The organism is Porphyromonas uenonis 60-3, assembly GCF_000174775.1.
GTDB lineage: Bacteria > Bacteroidota > Bacteroidia > Bacteroidales > Porphyromonadaceae > Porphyromonas > Porphyromonas uenonis_A.
The window spans coordinates 85,279-102,573 of record NZ_ACLR01000214.1 but is presented as its reverse complement, the minus strand read 5'-3'; the positions used below and the strand labels follow the sequence as shown (position 1 = coordinate 102,573).

The following is a 17,295-nucleotide window of genomic DNA, read 5'->3' as shown; positions in this document are numbered from 1 at the left end:
CTTCCGTATGAAACTCTGGTTTCACCCAAGTGGTACTGATAGATAGCTCATTCCTTCAGAACTACCTACTTGATCTTTCTCAAAAGGATGGCTCCTTTGGCTGGATTAAAAGAGCGAGCCAGCTCTCCGACGCGCATGGGTCGAGGAGCTGGCTCTGTGTATGAAAGCCCTCTGTAGTACTAGAACTCTACTGTAGGTGTCTTGGTGTATACACCCATTGCCGTAGGAAATGCTCCACCGACTAGGCTGTACTCAAAGTAGACCTTCAGCTGGTCATTGTAGTACTGATATAAGTCTGCTTCTATATCGTATATACTTACCTTTTCCATTCCTTGGTAGGTGAAGCCATTCTTCGTCATGAAGTCCTTAATGAGGGGATCCGTCCCTGGTATATTGGCTTTCATCCACTCTTGTGTGAAGAGGTAAGAAATCAGCTCGATGGTCGAGCCACTTTTTGACTCGTAGGAGTAGCTCCTAACTCGAGGTTTGCTGCGGTCAGCGGGCTTGAGCTTTGTGATGAAAGGCATGTTGACCACAATGGCATCATGCTTATAGCCCTTATCAACGTTTGCTTTCACAAACTCAATCTCGCAGTCGGGGTGGGTCTTTTGCTCACGATCGATGATGGGGCTGTCTTGGCTAATCTTCTGACCGAAGACGTCTAGCAGTGGTAGGTAGAGCGCTTGGAAGTTCGGATCCCCAGGGGTCGTCTTCTTGTGATAGAGGTCGGGAGCATCTGTAAAGGTGAGACCGACTCCAGGTGTCGTGCTAGAGAGCGTAAGGCGTACGGCGAGGTCCTTGTTGACAAACTTCTCCGAAGCGTTTTGATCAGAGCCCTCGTAGGTGAAGCCGTTGAGCTCGAAGTAAGAGCGTAGCTCAGGCTGCTCACACATATCCATTGTGAAGCGGTCGGCTCGTGCGAAAGCCCCCGACTTACTCTCATCCCTAGGGATAATCTTGTAGCAGACATAGGTGAGGTTGACTTTCTTGGGGTTGATAGCCTCATAAATGAGACTGGTATCCGTCTTCTTGGTCAGCTTGCGTAGTCCGAGCTGCTTCTCGTAAGCTTCTATCTCTCCAAAGGAGTAGGTGCTCATCTTGGACTCTTTCTTGAGATAGGGGAAGTCTTTGACCTGCAGAACTTCAGTAGTCGTAGTCGGCTCTGATTTGGGCTTGCAACTATTCATCGCAAGGGTCACGCAGACGATCGCGGTGAGTGCTGCTAGGATACGTTGTAAGTTTGTCATGATTGAATAGGGTTTAGATGATTGTTTGTAAGGAGCTGTCTGCAGATGGTCTAGCTGGTCTGTCAAGACTGCTGTGTAGTGTATGCGAAAAAAAAAGGCGAGGAGGCACCCCGATGCGAGATCTCGCATCAGTTCCCCCTACGCCTTGTATAGAGTACTCCTAGTCACTGTCTAGGAGCTATGTGCGTGCTATAGGTATCTCCTATCCGATGATGAGGATGTCTGTACCCTCTAGGATGGAGTCTCCAGCCTTGACTTTGATCTCGGTGATGGTGCCGTCACACTCTGCGTTGATGCCGTTCTCCATCTTCATAGCTTCGAGTACAGCCACTTGCTGACCGCGCTTGACCTGCTGACCGACCTGTACATCTACCGATATGATGACGCCAGGTAGGGGAGCCTTGACTGCTTTGCCCTTGCCTGTGGAGGCTGGCACTGCAGCGGGTGCGGGTGCTGCAGTAGCAGCGGGTGCAGATGTAGGAGCAGGCTTGGTGACCTTCGGGGTCTCCTTCTTCTTCTCCTGTATGATCTCGACGCTGTATGGGGTGCCGTTGACCTCTAGTTGAGCTTGGTCACCCTCGATCTTGTCTATCTTGACGGCGTACTCTTTGCCATCGATCTTATACTTATATTCTTTCATAAGGGATTTGATATGGGTGCTTAGTAGTCTAGCGAGCTAGCCTGCTAAGGTACTGCCGTTTAGGATTAGATATAATACTGCTTCTGTGGTGTGACACGCATGTTCTGTAGCTTGTGGGACCAAGGGTCAAACTCCTTGTGCCGTATCGTGAGCTGGTAGGACTCCTCATCGTGAGGGGTGCCTAGCGCCTGCGCTAAGGCGAGCGCTATAGCAACCTCCTCGGGAGAGGGTGCTGGCGCTGCCTTCTTAGCTCTCTTGGCGGGTGCCTTCTTACCCTTTTCTATCTTCTTGGTAGCCATCGGTAGAAGGGGTTAGAGAGGTACGTTGTCATGCTTCTTAGCGGGGAGCGTCTGGCGCTTCGTGCGTAGCTGTTGTAGCGCACGGATGATGCGGAAGCGGGTGTTCCTCGGCTCGATGACGTCATCGATGTAACCGTAGGAAGCAGCATTGTATGGATTGGCAAAAGCATCACGATACTCCTGCTCTTTCTCCAGAGCTGTCTTGGCGGGATCGTCGCTTGCCTTGACCTCCTTGGCAAAGACCACCTCGACGGCTCCTGACGGACCCATGACGGCAATCTCGGCAGAGGGCCAAGCGTAGTTGATATCTGCGCGAAGGTGCTTGGAACCCATCACGATGTAGGCACCACCGTACGCCTTGCGTAGGACGACCGTGATCTTAGGTACGGTAGCCTCGCCGTAAGCGTAGAGGAGCTTAGCTCCGTGTGTGATGACGGCGTTGTACTCCTGACCAGTACCTGGGAGGAAGCCTGGCACGTCGACGAGTGTGACGATGGGGATGTTGAATGAGTCGCAGAAGCGTACGAAGCGTGCTGCCTTGCGAGAAGAGTTGCAGTCGAGACTACCAGCCATTACCTTGGGCTGGTTGGCGACGATACCGACGCTCTGTCCGTTGAAGCGTGCGAAGCCGACGATGATGTTGCGGGCGTAGTCACGATGTACCTCGAGGAACTCGCCGTGATCCACGATAGCTCCGATCACTTCGTACATATCGTAAGCACGGTTGGGCGAGTCAGGGATGATTTCGTTGAGAAGCTCCTCGCAGCGGTCAGCGGGATCGTCGCAAGCGACGAAGGGTGGCTCCTCCATGTTGTTTTGTGGCAGGAAGGAGAGCAACTGACGGATGAGCTGAAGGCCAGCCTCGTCGTTGTCTACAGCGAAGTGTGCCACGCCACTCTTAGAAGCGTGTACATCGGCACCGCCTAGCTCCTCCTGTGTGACGTCCTCGCCAGTGACCGTCTTGACCACCTTAGGACCAGTGAGGAACATGTAGCTGGAGTTGCGCACCATAATGTTGAAGTCGGTCAATGCAGGAGAGTAGACAGCGCCACCAGCGCAAGGCCCGAAGATACCAGAGATCTGAGGAATGACGCCTGAAGCAAGGATGTTGCGCTCGAAGATCTCGCCGTAACCACAGAGCGCGTTGACCGCCTCTTGGATACGAGCACCACCCGAGTCGTTGAGACCAATACAGGGAGCGCCCATAGTCATGGCTAGGTCCATGACCTTGCAGATCTTAGCCGCGAGCATCTCACCGAGTGCGCCACCGATGACGGTAAAGTCCTGAGCGAAGACGTAGACGAGGCGTCCGTCAATGGTACCACTACCTACGACGACACCGTCCCCGAGGAACTTCTTCTTCTCCATGCCAAAGTTCGTGCAGCGGTGCTGGACGAACATGTCTATCTCCTCAAAGGAACCCTCATCGAGGAGCATAGCGATACGCTCACGAGCTGTGTACTTGCCCTTAGCGTGTTGCTTCTCAATGCGCTCCTCGCCTCCTCCGAGACGAGCCTCCTCACGCTTGGCAAGGAGTTGCTTTATCTTCTCTTGTTGTACACTCATTATTCTATGTAGCGTTTGTTTGATTGGACGAAATTACTTAGCGACATCCTTGCAGTCGCAGATCTCTAGGAGTATGCCGTGTGCACTCTTGGGGTGAACGAAGGCAATGTTGAGACCCTCAGCACCTTTGCGAGGCTTCTCATCAATGAGGCGTATGCCCTTGCCCTTGAGCTCCTCGAGAGCTGGTGCCACATCGTCAGATGATAGTGCTAGGTGGTGGATACCCTCGCCACGCTTCTCAATAAACTTCGCAATAGGGCTCTCATCGCTCGTAGGCTCTAGGAGCTCTAGCTTGACCTCGCCTATCTTGAGGAATGCGGTACGCACCTTCTGGTCGGCGACCTCCTCAATGTTGTAGCAGGTTAGTCCGAGGACTCCCTCAAAGAAGGGGAGCGCCTCCTCTATGCTCTTGACTGCTATCCCAAGATGCTCAATGTGTGACAGATTCATACGCTATACTGTTTTTTGATTTGTGTATCTATTCAAAGGAAGAAGGGACTACGCCCTCCAAACGGGGACAACCTCTCTAGAGACTATCACCCGACTGCAAATATAATAATAATCGCTAACGTAGCGAATGTGCTGGACCTCCCAGCTACGATTTCGTCCCTCGGCGAGAGATCGCTCAGGCGAAGGTGAGCGCATGGACAGGAGGGCGGCTGGTCAATTGCCCGTCACGGTAAGCGATCTGTCCATTGACCCAAGTAGCTACGATGCGATGCGAGAAGGTGTAGCCCTCCAGTGGTGACCAGCCACACTTGCTGTAGAGACTCTCCTTAGTCACCGTGGTTTCCTGATGCGGATCTACGAGGACTAGGTCGGCGTAGTAGCCAGTGCGGATGTAGCCTCGCTCACGGACCCCAAAGAGCTGGGCGGGAGCGTGCGCCATCTTCTCAACCACCAGTTCTGGAGACCAAAGCCCCTCGTGAGCCAGCTCTAGCATCATCAGTAGACTGTGCTGTACGAGCGGACCTCCCGAAGCTGCCGTGAGAGCGTCGCCCTCCTTGTCGGCTAATGTGTGAGGTGCATGGTCGGTAGCTATTACATCGATACGACCCTCGACGAGCGCTTGGCGTAGAGCCTCACGGTCACGAGCCGTCTTGACTGCGGGATTCCACTTGATGCGGTTGCCTAGGCGACTATAGTCCTCATCGGTAAACCATAAGTGATGGACGCACACCTCAGCGGTGATGCGCTTCTCTGGCGAAAGGGGAGCTGCCGAAAAGAGCTCCATCTCCTCCGCTGTCGATAGGTGTAGCACGTGTAGTCTAGCACCGAGACGCTTGGCACGCTCTATGGCGCTGTGCGAAGACGCGTAGCACGCCTCGCGAGAGCGTATCAGCGGGTGCGCCTCAATGGGGGGATGCCCATCGTACCGCTGGCGGTAAAGCTCTTTATTGCGTGTGATGATCTCCTCGCTCTCGCAATGCGTGGCGATGAGCTTGGGGGCATGGGCGAAGAAGTAGTCGAGTGCCTCCTCGCTGTCCACCAGCATATTCCCCGTGGAGGCTCCTAGAAAGAGCTTGTACCCTGGGATCAGGGCTGGGTCGATAGCACACGCTTCGGGCGCATTGTCATTGGTTCCGCCGAAGTAGAAGGCATAGTTTGCCCAGCTTGTCTCCTGAGCACGCTGACGCTTGTCGAGGAGCGCCTCGAGGGTGACCGTCGGAGGCTTTACATTTGGCATATCCATGTAGGAGGTGACACCGCCAGCCACGGCAGCACGGCTCTCGTGCGCTATGTCGCCCTTGTGAGTCAGTCCAGGCTCTCTAAAGTGTACCTGATCATCGATGCAACCAGGTAGTAGCCAGAGCCCATGTGCATCCACGATCTCCGCTCCTTGGAGTAGTTCGTCTGGGAGTTCAGACGCTTGGTCGACACCTATATATATAGACTCGATGCGCTCGTCGGAGAGGCATACGGAGCCGACGACCTGTCGACCTTCATTGATTAGGGTAGCTCCGAGTATGATCTGTTTCATATTATTTCTCAGGATTACGACGCTTGGGGAAGCCCTTGAAGAGTCGCCAGTAGCGTAGCTTGAGGACACCCGTGAAGGCTTCGCCAAAGATTGACCCATTCATCTTCGAGCTCCCGAGCTTACGATTGACAAAAGTGATGGGCACCTCCTTGATCTTGAAGCCCAGACAGTGAGCCGTGTACTTCATCTCAATCTGAAAGGCGTAGCCCTTGAAGTGCACCTCGTCCAGTCTCATCGCCTCCAGCACCTCACGCCTGTAGCAGACGAAGCCAGCTGTCGTGTCTCGTACGGGTAGCCAGGTGACTAGGCGCACGTAGACCGATGCGAGATAGCTCATGAGGATACGGTTCAGAGGCCAATCCTTGACCCCGCCGCCCCGCACGTAGCGAGAGCCTACCGCCACATCGTAGCCCTCCTCAGAGACTGCACGTAGGAGATGAGGAAGCGCTGAGAGAGGATGGCTAAAGTCGCAATCCATCTCAAAGATATAGTTGTATCCATGCTCTAGAGCCCACTCGAAGCCTGTGAGATAGGCGGTGCCTAGTCCCATTTTGCCTGGACGCACGATCAGGTGCAGACGGTCCGTGTAGTCCGTCTCCTGCTGTAGCGTACGGACGATCTCTGCAGTTCCGTCTGGCGAATTGTCATCTAGGATCAGCAGGTCGAAGGCTTCGGGCAGAGCCAGGACAGCGCGAATCATCTCGGCGACATTCTCGCTCTCGTTGTAGGTAGGTATGATGATAAGGCTAGCGTGCATAGCGTGGTGGTCTCGGTGAGTGGTGATGCGTAGGGTGAGGCGTACACAGACACCTCATGTCATAGCACCACAAAGGTAGTAAAAAACTGCTTGTCCTCTGACTGAGATACTGCAAACCCCTGAAGTGACAAATTGTCAAAAATGAGCTCTTCAAGGGGTAGTGTTGAGGAAATGGAAAATGCCTCGGTAGAAAACAGAAATCCTCCACCGAAGAACGAAAAAATTCTTCGGAACTTTGATTTCTTTCTTCCGAAGTTTCATTTCATTCTTCCGAACTTTTATTTCGGCCCTCCGTGACGAATTTTTCTTTTCCAGCGGGCTATTCGGATTTTTCTGCCTAGGGGTGGGGTGTCGGAGGGAGAGACCAGAGAAGGTCGCACAAAAGAAGAGCCTGCCACGAGACATTGTGACAGGCTCTTGCGTTGTTTGTATGGATCAGGTGCTAACTGTCTTTTGATCAGCTAGCTACGCTGTGTGATTAGCGGAGACCGCGGAAGCGTAGGAGTGGCTCGATGTCGACCTCCTTGTGACCAGTGAATTGCTCGAAGAGCACCATCAGATCCTCGCTGTTACCACGAGAGAGGAGGATGTCGGCTAGACGCTGTCCGTTCTCACGGGTCATACCACCGTGAGCCTCGATCCAAGCGTAGACCTCGTTGTCTACAGCCTCGCTCCAGAGGTAGGAGTAGTAACCAGCAGAGTAACCGTTGCTCCAGATGTGGCGGAAGTATGGTGAGCGGTAGCGTGGTGGAATCTGCGCATTGAGCATACCATACTTTGTAAGTGCCTCCTGCTCAAAGGCCTGAACGTCATCAACCTTGTCGCCTACTGCGAGGGCGTGCCAGCACTGGTCGATGAGTGAGGATGCGATGTTTTCGCCGATAGAGTAAGCCTGGTTGAAGTTGCCCGCAGCAATCATCTTGTCACGTAGCTCGGTAGGCATAGCCTCGCCAGTCTTGTAGTGCTTCGCATAGTTGGCAAAGACAGTTGGCTCGGATGCCCAGTGCTCGTTGAACTGTGAGGGGAACTCAACAAAGTCTCTTGATACGTTGGTCCCAGAGATCGAAGGATAGGTCTGCGTAGAGAGCATACCGTGTAGCGCATGACCGAACTCGTGGAAGAGCGTCGTCACCTCGTCCCAGGTCATCAGACAGGGCTGACCAGCAGCGGGCTTCTTATTGTTGCAGACGTTATAGATGACAGGCTTATTGCCTAGGAGTGTAGACTGCTCGACGAAGTTGCTCATCCAGGCACCACCGCTCTTGGAGGGACGTGCATAGGGGTCGAAGTAGAAGAGTGCGATCACCTCGCCCTTGTCATTCTTCACATCATAGACCGTTACGTCGGGATGATAGACAGAGACATCGGTGCGCTGCTCGAAGGTGAGACCGTAGAGCTTATTGGCAGCATAGAAGACACCATTGTGCAAGACGCTATCTAGTACGAAGTACTCACTGAGCTGCGTCTCATCGATGTCGTACTGCTCCTTACGCATCTTCTCAGCGTAGTAAGCCCAGTCGTAAGCCTCGAGCTTGAAGTCAGGACCCTCGCTCTTGCGAGCAAACTCCTCTAGCATCTTAGCATCCTCCGCAGCCTTAGGCTGGTAGAGCTTAGCTAGACGCTCAAGGAAGTTGCGAGCTGTCTCGCCATTCTTAGCAAGAGCGTCTTGTAGTGTCCAGTCGGCAAAGGTCTTGAAGCCAAGTAGCTGAGCCTTCTCAGCACGGAGCGTAGCGAGACGCTTGATGATGGACTGCGTGTCGTACTTGTCGCCATTGTTGCAACGATTGATAGAAGCCTCAAGGATAGCCTTGCGACTGTCACGATTGTTGAGCTTAGCCATGACGGGCTGCTGGGTCGTGTTGACTAGGCGGATAGCCCACTGTCCCTTTTTGCCCTCCTCCTTGGCGAGGTCGGCAGCCTCTTGTAGCTCGCTCTCGGAGAGACCGTCGAGCTGGCTCTTGTCGGTGAAGAAGACGGGCACGTTCGTGGCATCGGTCAGCATATTACCAAACTTAGCGGTGAGCTCGGCCTCCTCGCCGTTGAGCTTCTTGAGCTTCTCCTTGTCCTCAGCGGATAGGTTAGCACCAGCCTTGACATAGTTGTCGTAGTACTGCTTGGTGAGGCGTACCTGATCTGGCTGTAGTCCCTCTAGGCCAGTCTCGTAGACAGTCTTGATGCGAGCGAAGAGCTTGTCATTGAGCATGATCTCATCACTGTGGGCTGTGAGCTTGGGTACGTACTCAGCCTCGATGGCGCGTAGCTCATCGTTGGTATCGGCACTGGTCAGTGCGAAGAAGACGGCAGAGGTGCGCTGGAGTACCTGTCCAGCACGCTCGAGTGCCTCGATGGTATTGGTAAAGGTGGGTGCCTCAGCATTGTCCACGATGGCTGCTATCTCCTCGTTGTGCTGACGCATACCCTCGTCAAAGGCGGGCGCAAAGTGCTCTGCCTTGATCTTGGTAAAGTCGGGTGCATTCATGTAAGTTTCACTAGGATGAACGAATGGATTGTCAGCCAGGTCAGCCTGCTTCTGCTTGTTGCAAGCGAGTAGCATCGTGGCGATGGCTAATAGCATAATTGCTTGTTTACGCATAGTCTTAGTTCGTTTGTATGATTTATATAGTTACTTTTGCATAGCAATGAGGTGCCAAGATGTGGCACTACACGAGACAAAGATACTAATAATAAAACACATACCCCCATGACAGACGCTAGCAAGAGCCTCGCCGAGGAGCCACAGCAGACCTACCAAGAGGCGATCACACGTATTCAAGAGATCGTGCGACTCCTCGAGGCGGGAGACATAGAGGTGGACGAACTGACCAAGCTCATCGAGGAGGCGACGGGCTTGATACAGTTTTGCTCCACACGACTCACCGCTATCGACAAGGAGGTCTCACAGCTCCTCCAGCAGCTCGACGAGAGCCAGGAGTAAGCTCTTACTTTACTTAACGATACTGATGGGTCGGTCGCCCTCGAAGTAGCCGATGATGCAGTTGCACAGCTCCTGCGCCATAGCGACTCGCGCCTCGTAGGTCTGCGTGCCTACATGCGGTGTCATGGTCACCTGCTCCATCTCGTACAGCTCGGGGAGCGGGTTGTCACTATGCTCGAAGACATCTAGCCCCGCAGCGGCGATCTCGCCAGTCTGGAGGGCGTGCACGAGAGCTGCCTCGTCAACGACCGCTCCGCGCGCTGCATTAATCAAGATAGCCGAGCGCTTCATCTGAGCTAGACGACTAGCCGAGACGAGGTGGTGCGAGTCTTCATTGTATGGGGTGTGGAGGGATACGACATCACACTCCGTAAAGATCTTGTCCAAGTCCGCATAGGTGACTCCTAGCTCCTGCTCCGTGGCAGCGTCGAGCTGGTGACGCTTGTTGTAGAGGACGGTCATACCAAAGGCTTGCGCCATATGTCCCACGGCTCGGCCAATGTTGCCGTAGCCAATGATGCCGATAGTCTTGCCACAAAGATTGGTCGCCATGCCAGAGCTGTCGGAGAGCGACTTGCTACTGCTCTTGGTGCGACGCATGTGACGATCCCACATAGCGATCTTGCGACTGCAGCTGAGGAGTAGTCCCATCGTTAGCTCTGCGGTAGGCTGGATCACGGCACGAGGCGTATTGGTCACGGTGATCCCTTTGCTGTGTGCGTAGGCGACATCGATGTTGTTGTAGCCGACGCCATAGTTGGCGATTAGCTTGATATTGGGGAAAGCATCAATCAGCTCACGATCCACAGGGAAGGTAAACTGCGTGGCGAGCGCATCGTACTGTGCGCCTATCTCCATCATCTCCTCACGTGTGAAGCTCTCGCCCTCAGGGCGGCGGGTCATGTCGGCCCACTCGACAAGCTCCTCGAAGCCGGGGCGTACGGTGTCAAAGGAGATGAGTACTTTCTTTTTCTTGTCCATAAGATATATCTGGTTTAGATGTTGATTAGATACGTAGGCGGTAGGGCTTAGGGTATAAGTTGTTGAGCCGTGCGCCCGTGCTGTGTGCTAAGCCTAAGGGGATGCCCCGATAGGTGATGACTGTGACGCCTCGCTCTGTCGGTGTCTCCGTCGTGAGCGCCTCGCCTCGCAGGTAGCGCAGTGCTTCTTGCAGAGGAAGCTCTAGAGCGGGCAGGCCTGCCGTGGCATATAGTGGGTGATGTAGCAGGGCAAAAGAAGGTTCGTAGCCCTTCGCCTGATGGCGCATGGAGGCTATCTCAAGTCCTGGAGTGGCAATGGCGAGACGATGCTTGTAAGCCTCGGCAAGATGCTGTGTCGCCTCGGGCGTGAGCTGGTAGATGCGCTCGCCGATGGTGTAGTAGTCTGCGGATGTTGCTTTGCTGAGCCAAGAGAGCGAGTCGAAGGTCTGTCGGCTGGTTCGTGTCAAACCTTTGGCTTTGTGCGTTTCGCTCGGGGTTTCTACGATATCGGTGAGACGTAGCGCAGCGAGGTATTGCCCCTCACCACGTACGATGCCTGGCCAGAGGTGCAAACCATACGAAGTGGCGCAAGCTCCAGCGATGCGCTCGGCACAGTGGGAGAGGTCGATGAGTTCGCATGGGTAGTTGTCAAGTAGCCATTGAACCATCTGATCGTTTTCCTCTTGGTTGAGCGTGCAGGTGGCGTAGAGGAGCACGCCCTCAGGAGCCAGCATACGCATCGCCTCCTGTAGGATAGATCGCTGGCGGGTCACGCAGTCGGCGACGAGCTGAGGCGACCACATACGCCTCGCCTCCTCGTCACGGCGCATCAGCCCCTCGCCACTACAAGGCGCATCAACTAATATGAGGTCACAGAAGCCTTGTAGCCAAGGCGTCAGACGCTGTGGCTCCTCTTGCGTGATGATCATTTGGTCGGCACCGCACCACTTGACCATATTCTCCACAAGGATTTTGCATCGCTTGGGTAGTATCTCATTGCTCACGAGGAGCGTTTCTGCGGGGAGCAGATCGCGCAGGAGCGTACTCTTACCTCCAGGCGCTGCGCAAAGGTCAAGAGCTAGCTTAGGCGTCTCGTGCCAGCCGAGCTGCTCCCAAATCGTGGCAAGCGTCATCGCACTAGCGTCCTGCACATAGTAAGCTCCAGCGTGCCATAGAGGATCTAGCGCAAAGGTGGGACGCTCGCTGAGCCAGTAACCCTCCAGCTCCGTCGGCAGCCACGGTATAGTCCCATCCTCCAGCTCTGCAAAAGGGTGTGCCGATAAGGTGCGAGCCGGGTTAAGACGCAGAGAGACTGAGGGGGGCGTCTCTAGAGCCTCGACAATGCGAGAGGCATGCTCGGGGTATGCTTGCGCTAGCTTAGCTTTTAGCTCTGACGGGACAGGAGTCTGCATGGTGTCGGAGATGTTAGGGCAGGAGCGTCATACGCTTGATGATCACATCTCGCTTGGGACGGTTCGTGCTGTCGGTCGGTAGGTCTTCAATCTTGGTAATCGTGCGCATACCATCGGTGACTTCGCCAAAGACCGTGTACTGCCTGTCCAACCATGGGGCACCGCCCTGAGTCTTGTACGCCTGACGCTGCTCTGGCGTGTAGTCCCACCCACGCTGAGCTGCTATGTCGTCCAGGTCAAAGTCGGTGTAGTAGGTGCCCGTGACAATGTAAAACTGACTGCCCGAAGAGTCCTTCTTCGGATTCTCTTCATCCGGTAAACGCGCTGCCGCTAGGGCGCCCCGCTTATGGATATGGTGCGGTAGGATCTCCGCAGGAATGGTGGTCGAGAGGGTGTCAATGGATACATCCGTCTCGCGGGTCGCTCCACGGGTCGAGAGGTTACCTCCCTGGATCATAAATTGCGCTATGACACGGTGCATCAAGACTCCCTCGTAGTCTCCCCGACGTACATGCTCTAGGAAGGCCGCTTGGTGTAGAGGTGTATCGTCATAGAGTAGGAGCGTGAAGTCTCCCTGCGAAGTCTCCACGAGCACCCGTCGCCCAGCGGGAAGAGCTTCAGCCGTAGTCTGAGCTGTGAGTGAGGTAACGCAAAGAGCGCAGAGGAGTAAAAGGGTGGCAAATGGTTTCATAGCTTAGAGGATCTGAGGCGCAGTATCGTTAGTCGCATTGGTCGTTGCGATAAAGGCTTTGGGGTCAGCGAGGAGTACCGCTTTCTTGAGCTTATTGACATGTTTGCGCTCCACAATCATAAAGATGATGTCCCGTTCGGCACCTGCGTAGATACCGCTACCGTGGAGGAAGGTGCCCCGCAGATTCAGTTGCTCGATGATGAGCGTGCGTAGCTCAGCGGTATGCTCGGAGACGATGAAGATCGCTTTGTTGGGATTCTCAGGCTGTAGGAAGTCGACGACCTTGCCATAGACGAAGATGGTGATCCAGGAGTAGAGAGGTACGCTAACGTCATTAAAGGCGACTAGTCCAAAGAGTACGATAGCCGAGTCAACTGCTATAATCATATGGCTGGTCTTGAGGTTGTTGCCTTTGGAGAGTACCCGAGCGATGACATCGGTTCCTGCACTGGTGCTGCCCGCCTTGAAGGTAAGTAGCACGCCCAGCCCGAGGATAGCCCCGCCATAGACGGAGGAGAGAAACTTGTCGTTGCTCACGATAATCACATCTCGTGTCATCGAGGTGATTAGGTCGGTGCAAATGGATATAAGTAGGAAGGTAGCGATCGTCTTGCCCCCACTGCGCAAACCGAGGGAGCGAGCTGCTAAGAGAAAGAAGGGAATGTTGAAGCAGAGCGCCACAGCACCAATGGGTAGCCCCTGGGGAAAGGCCTCAAAGGTTCCTTGCGTCAGGTGGTTAATCGTGATACTGAGGCCATAGCACCCACCTGGGACAATATTGGCAGGAGCGATAAAGCAAGCGTAAGCGGCTGCTTGGCACACAGCTCCGATGATGAGGTAGAGTATCTCCACGGCAAGCGGAGAGCGTCGAGGCGTGAAGGTTTGTCGCTCATGAGGCGATGGTGCAGGCTGTCGCTTTAAGTGCAGTGTCGTGCTGGGCATAGATTGCTAGAAGGAAGACGAATGGATGATAGCTTGATTGCAAAGTTACTCAATCTTTGCAATTGGAGTGCTGAGTAGACGGGTTCTTCGACTAACTCTAGAAGCCACGCACGATGATGAACAAGGGGACAGGATTTGCTTGTTGCTACACGGTGCTACAGACTTGCCCTGTTCGCCTTGCTTCGCTTGAGAGGAGTTACGCCGTGGGGGCGGGGCGACGGTGCTTGACGGCGACCATCTTGCCACGAGCGGTGATGCGCTCGCCACAGTGTAGCTCAAGTGACATGATGACCTTGCGATCGGTCACCTCTACGGGGTATGCGCGGATCTCTAGCTCGATGCCCATCGGTGTCGGGGCGAGGTAGTCCACCTCTAGGTGTGCGGTGATGAAGCGCTGGAGGTTGTCTGCCGTCAGCTCCTCCGCATGTGCTACTAAGTAAAGAGCGGCAGCTGCGGCTGTGCCGTGGCAGTCAAAGAGCATGGCGATGAAGCCTCCGTATAGGTTGTCGGGGACTCCGCCTGTGTAGACAGCATTGGGCGTGTGATGACAGTAACAGTAAGCGTGGTCTTCGCTGAGGTAGCTCTTGAGATGTAGCCCGTAAGGGTGAGCAGCGCCACAACCCCAGCAGTGGCTGTACTCGGGAGCGTAGAGGTCTTGGATGGCGGACATATTAGACTTTAGAAGTTAGAGGTTAGACTTTAGACTTATTAGGGTATCCTTAGGCGCTGACCTGGGCGGAGTCGTGGATTGCGACCCTTGAGGCCGTTGGCTCGCTTGATGGCAGAGGCGGAGACGCCGTGTCGCTTAGCAATCTTGGATATGGTGTCCCCACGTCGCACCTTATATGTTTTGTGCCCACCCCGAGAGGCTTTGCTCTTTTGCGTGGGGGCGGGGGCTTGTTTGATCTCTTGTTTGACCTCTTCCTGCGCCTCGGCGATCTGCTTGGAGAGCGCCTCTTTGTGATCGCGACGCAGTGTGATGAGCGCCTCGTCTAGACGTGAGATACTCTTCAGAGGAAGTCGTATGGTGTAGGGGACTGGTCCAGCAGCGGGTATGACGCCTCGCTTGTATTGCGGGTTGAGCGTGCGGATCTGTTCGGTGGGTATGCCAGTGCTCTGTGAAATCTGGGCAAAGGTAAGCGGTATCTGCACGGCTAGTGTGTCAGTCGCCAGAGGCATCGACTGAGCTTGGGGGCAGATGTTGTGCTCGTTGTGATAGTAGCAAGCGTAGTAGGCTCCGATAAAGAGGGGAATGTAGTTGCGCGTCTCACGAGGCAGATAGGGATAGACATCCCAAAAGGTGGTCTTCCCGCCAGAGCGCCGGATTGCTTTGGTGACATTGCCCGGGCCACAGTTGTACGCAGCGATAGCTAGGAGCCAATTGTCAAAGAGCCCGTAGAGCTGCTTGAGATAGAGCGCAGCAGCTTCACTGCTCTTGTACACGTCAAAGCGTTCGTCAATAAGGCTATTGACCGTCAGTCCCAAACTACGTCCCGTGGGGAGCATAAGTTGCCAAAGTCCAGAGGCCCCTGCAGGTGAAACGGCAAAGGGATTGAGCGCCGACTCAACGACGGTCAGATAGATAAGCTCGACGGGTAGTCCATTACGGTCGAAGATCTCCTCCATAATGGGGAAGTAGTAGTCCCCGAGGGCTAGGATGACACGTATCAGTCGAGGACGATCCGTGATGTAAGTAGCAATGCCCTCCTTGACCATAGCGTTGTAGGGGATCGGGATGACGGTGGGCAGCGCCTGCAGTCGGGATATCAGCACGGAGTCGCTTAGGGAGCGAATGTTCTCAGCCTTGTAGGAGCCACACGGTACCTCAAAGCGCTTCTGTGTCGCATAGCCCGTACGCCAGGTCTCCATGAGCAGACCGAGGTCCGTGTCTAGACTCTTCGGCAGGTACTCCTGTAGCTCTTTGCGAGCCGTGACAGCGTCCAGCTCGACGGCACCCTCCGTGTCTACACTGTCTTGAGCGGTGTACAGAGGTGTCGCTACGAGCAGTGCTGGCAGGCAACAGAAGAGCATTATATAGGTCGTGATTCTGACACCAGTGTGTCTTAGAAAGGGGATCTTCATACAGAGGTCTTGTCTAAAAGCGCACCGAGGCACCGACCATCACACTTTGAGGTCGAGGTCCTGCAGGCTTGTCTCGTAGTCCCTCGCCCATATCTACTGTGAGCTGTGGGGATACATTAAAGTAGTATAGCTCCGCATCTACATAAGCGTCCAGCGCTGAGAGGAGATAGAGCGCCACCGTGAGGACGATGCTCAGGTCTCTACTCTCCTTGTATTGCTTAGAGCCACGCTCCAGACGCGAGCGCAGATTGCCGTCGGAGACATACTGACTAGGATCAGCTCCAGACGGGATAAAAGCTTGCCAAGAGGTGTGGTCGAGCGGATTTTCGCTTAGCAAGTCAGCGTAGGCCGTGTGGTACTCGTTGTAGAGTCGCTGATTCCACGTGACCGCATAGAGCCCCGCCGTCATGGCCGAGAGCGCGATCGGTATCTTCCAGTAGCGCTGATTGTAGAGCTGTCCGCCACCTGGGATGATGGAGCAGAGGAGCGCCACGTTGGAGTTGGGATAGCGCGTGAACCACCTGGTCATCTTCTTGAAAAAAGGCACTCCTTCAGGGCGCTTGTCTCCCTTCGTCGCTGTCGTACTTTGCAAAGCTTTGCTCTCAGTCTTGCCCTTAGCGGTCAAGTCTGAAGTAGCCTTCTGTGGAGTAGCGACGAGTTTGCTCGGCTCCTTCGTACCCAGCGTGTCGGCTGTGCTCGTGCCCAACGTGTCGGTCACCAGCGCCGTCGTGTCTTGTGGCACTATCGGCGTAGTCGCATGGAGAGCCATCCCGCTGTAGCAAGCTATAGCGCAGCTCATCACGAGGATGAGTAGGGAGCGGGTCAGGGCGGTGCGGGACATCTTTTTAAATAGTTGACTAATGGTTAGCTCCGCCCTCTAGGATCGAGCAGATCTCAATGAGCTGCTCCTCAGAGCTAAAGGGAATTGTGATGGTTCCCTTGCCACTCTCTTTACAACGCAGAGAGACCTTCGTCCCGAAGAAGCTACTCAGCTGCTTAGCTAGAGGAGCGTAGTCATTGCCACTGGAAGCGAGCTTGGAGAGCGTCTGCCTTTTCTTGCTCGCTTTTGGAGTCTCTTCGGTCGGCTCTCGCATCTCATTGGCCAAAGCCTCTACCTGTCGCACGCTCAGATGCTCCGTGAGGGTGGTCTGGTAAAGCTTTAGCTGCTGTGCTGGATCGGTCAAGCTCAGTATGGCACGAGCGTGACCCATGTCGATCTTCTTCTCCGTCAGTCCCAGCTGCACCTCTGCGGGCAGACGGAGGAGACGTAGGTAATTGCTAATAGAGGAGCGAGTCTTGCCCACCTTCTTGGCAAGCTCCTCTTGCGTCCCCTCGGAGTGCTCTAGGAGACGCTTGTAGGTGAGTGCTATCTCAATGGCGTTGAGGTCTTCGCGCTGTATGTTTTCGATCAGCGCCATCTCGACCACCTGCTCATCGTTTGCCTTGACGATGTATGCCGGAATGGAGGTTAGGTTGGCTAGCTTAGAGGCTCTCCAGCGACGCTCTCCCGATATGATGAGATGCCGTCCGTCAGTCAGCTCCCGCACCGTGATAGGCTGCACAATGCCGAGGGCACGTATGGAGGCGGCCAGCTCCTCGAGACTCTCTGGGTCAAAGTGTGTACGAGGTTGGTCAGGATTAGGCTCGATCTTGTCGATGGCTATCTCGCTAATGCTGGAGGAGTTGCTCACATCGCCGAGTAGAGCGTCTAGTCCTCTGCCGATTACTTTGTTCTCTTTCTTCTTGTTTGTCATGATGAACGT

17 protein-coding genes are annotated in these 17,295 nt (G+C 54.6%); 1 reads left to right on the top strand and 16 read right to left on the bottom strand.

What is annotated here, in order from left to right; all coding sequences use genetic code 11:
* Positions 1-179: 179 nt before the first annotated feature.
* From PORUE0001_RS08600 to PORUE0001_RS08560, 8 genes are all read right to left on the bottom strand, one after another.
* Positions 180-1,247, bottom strand: coding sequence for a hypothetical protein (locus PORUE0001_RS08600; RefSeq protein WP_050771571.1), 1,068 nt, complete (start codon positions 1,245-1,247; stop codon positions 180-182).
* A gap of 202 nt (positions 1,248-1,449) precedes the next feature.
* Positions 1,450-1,887, bottom strand: a complete 438-nt coding sequence (locus PORUE0001_RS08595) for an acetyl-CoA carboxylase biotin carboxyl carrier protein subunit (RefSeq protein ID WP_007366036.1) — start codon at positions 1,885-1,887, stop codon at positions 1,450-1,452.
* Positions 1,888-1,952: 65 nt separating this feature from the next.
* Positions 1,953-2,186 (bottom strand): hypothetical protein, encoded by a 234-nt coding sequence (locus tag PORUE0001_RS08590; protein ID WP_007366050.1) that lies wholly within the window; start codon positions 2,184-2,186, stop codon positions 1,953-1,955.
* A gap of 12 nt (positions 2,187-2,198) precedes the next feature.
* Positions 2,199-3,752 carry an acyl-CoA carboxylase subunit beta gene (locus tag PORUE0001_RS08585; protein WP_007366044.1) on the bottom strand — a complete coding sequence of 518 codons (1,554 nt, stop codon included), beginning with the start codon at positions 3,750-3,752 and terminating at the stop codon, positions 2,199-2,201.
* A gap of 33 nt (positions 3,753-3,785) precedes the next feature.
* Entirely contained in the window at positions 3,786-4,202 is a 417-nt protein-coding gene (mce, locus tag PORUE0001_RS08580; RefSeq protein WP_007366055.1) for a methylmalonyl-CoA epimerase, read from the bottom strand.
* Positions 4,203-4,377: 175 nt separating this feature from the next.
* Positions 4,378-5,733: a dihydroorotase gene (locus tag PORUE0001_RS08575; protein ID WP_007366049.1), complete on the bottom strand. Its 1,356-nt coding sequence runs from the start codon at positions 5,731-5,733 to the stop codon at positions 4,378-4,380.
* Position 5,734: 1 nt separating this feature from the next.
* A complete protein-coding gene (locus PORUE0001_RS08570) occupies positions 5,735-6,490 on the bottom strand; it encodes a polyprenol monophosphomannose synthase (RefSeq protein WP_007365999.1) in 756 nt (251 codons plus the stop codon).
* Between the two features lie 478 nt (positions 6,491-6,968).
* A complete protein-coding gene (locus tag PORUE0001_RS08560) occupies positions 6,969-9,083 on the bottom strand; it encodes a M3 family metallopeptidase (RefSeq protein WP_100067385.1) in 2,115 nt (704 codons plus the stop codon).
* A gap of 108 nt (positions 9,084-9,191) precedes the next feature.
* Between PORUE0001_RS08560 and xseB the strand changes: the two genes are divergently transcribed.
* Complete coding sequence (gene xseB / locus PORUE0001_RS08555; RefSeq protein WP_007366056.1) at positions 9,192-9,425, top strand: exodeoxyribonuclease VII small subunit; 234 nt, start codon at positions 9,192-9,194, stop codon at positions 9,423-9,425.
* A gap of 9 nt (positions 9,426-9,434) precedes the next feature.
* On the opposite strand, the gene PORUE0001_RS08550 is transcribed toward xseB, so the two are convergent.
* The 8 genes from PORUE0001_RS08550 to PORUE0001_RS08515 form a co-directional block, all read right to left on the bottom strand.
* Complete coding sequence (locus tag PORUE0001_RS08550; RefSeq protein WP_007366021.1) at positions 9,435-10,406, bottom strand: 2-hydroxyacid dehydrogenase family protein; 972 nt, start codon at positions 10,404-10,406, stop codon at positions 9,435-9,437.
* 25 nt (positions 10,407-10,431) lie between these two features.
* Complete coding sequence (locus PORUE0001_RS08545; protein ID WP_007366046.1) at positions 10,432-11,817, bottom strand: methyltransferase RsmF C-terminal domain-like protein; 1,386 nt, start codon at positions 11,815-11,817, stop codon at positions 10,432-10,434.
* A 13-nt stretch (positions 11,818-11,830) separates the two neighbouring features.
* Positions 11,831-12,508, bottom strand: a complete 678-nt coding sequence (locus tag PORUE0001_RS08540) for a peptidylprolyl isomerase (protein ID WP_007366029.1) — start codon at positions 12,506-12,508, stop codon at positions 11,831-11,833.
* 3 nt (positions 12,509-12,511) lie between these two features.
* Positions 12,512-13,450: a YitT family protein gene (locus tag PORUE0001_RS08535; protein WP_007366053.1), complete on the bottom strand. Its 939-nt coding sequence runs from the start codon at positions 13,448-13,450 to the stop codon at positions 12,512-12,514.
* A gap of 196 nt (positions 13,451-13,646) precedes the next feature.
* Positions 13,647-14,120: a PaaI family thioesterase gene (locus tag PORUE0001_RS08530; protein ID WP_007366054.1), complete on the bottom strand. Its 474-nt coding sequence runs from the start codon at positions 14,118-14,120 to the stop codon at positions 13,647-13,649.
* 38 nt (positions 14,121-14,158) lie between these two features.
* Complete coding sequence (locus tag PORUE0001_RS08525) at positions 14,159-15,532, bottom strand: lytic transglycosylase domain-containing protein (RefSeq protein WP_007366061.1); 1,374 nt, start codon at positions 15,530-15,532, stop codon at positions 14,159-14,161.
* A 13-nt stretch (positions 15,533-15,545) separates the two neighbouring features.
* Entirely contained in the window at positions 15,546-16,373 is an 828-nt protein-coding gene (locus tag PORUE0001_RS08520; RefSeq protein WP_007366009.1) for a DUF5683 domain-containing protein, read from the bottom strand.
* Between the two features lie 16 nt (positions 16,374-16,389).
* Complete coding sequence (locus PORUE0001_RS08515) at positions 16,390-17,286, bottom strand: ParB/RepB/Spo0J family partition protein (RefSeq protein WP_007366058.1); 897 nt, start codon at positions 17,284-17,286, stop codon at positions 16,390-16,392.
* Positions 17,287-17,295 lie beyond the last annotated feature (9 nt).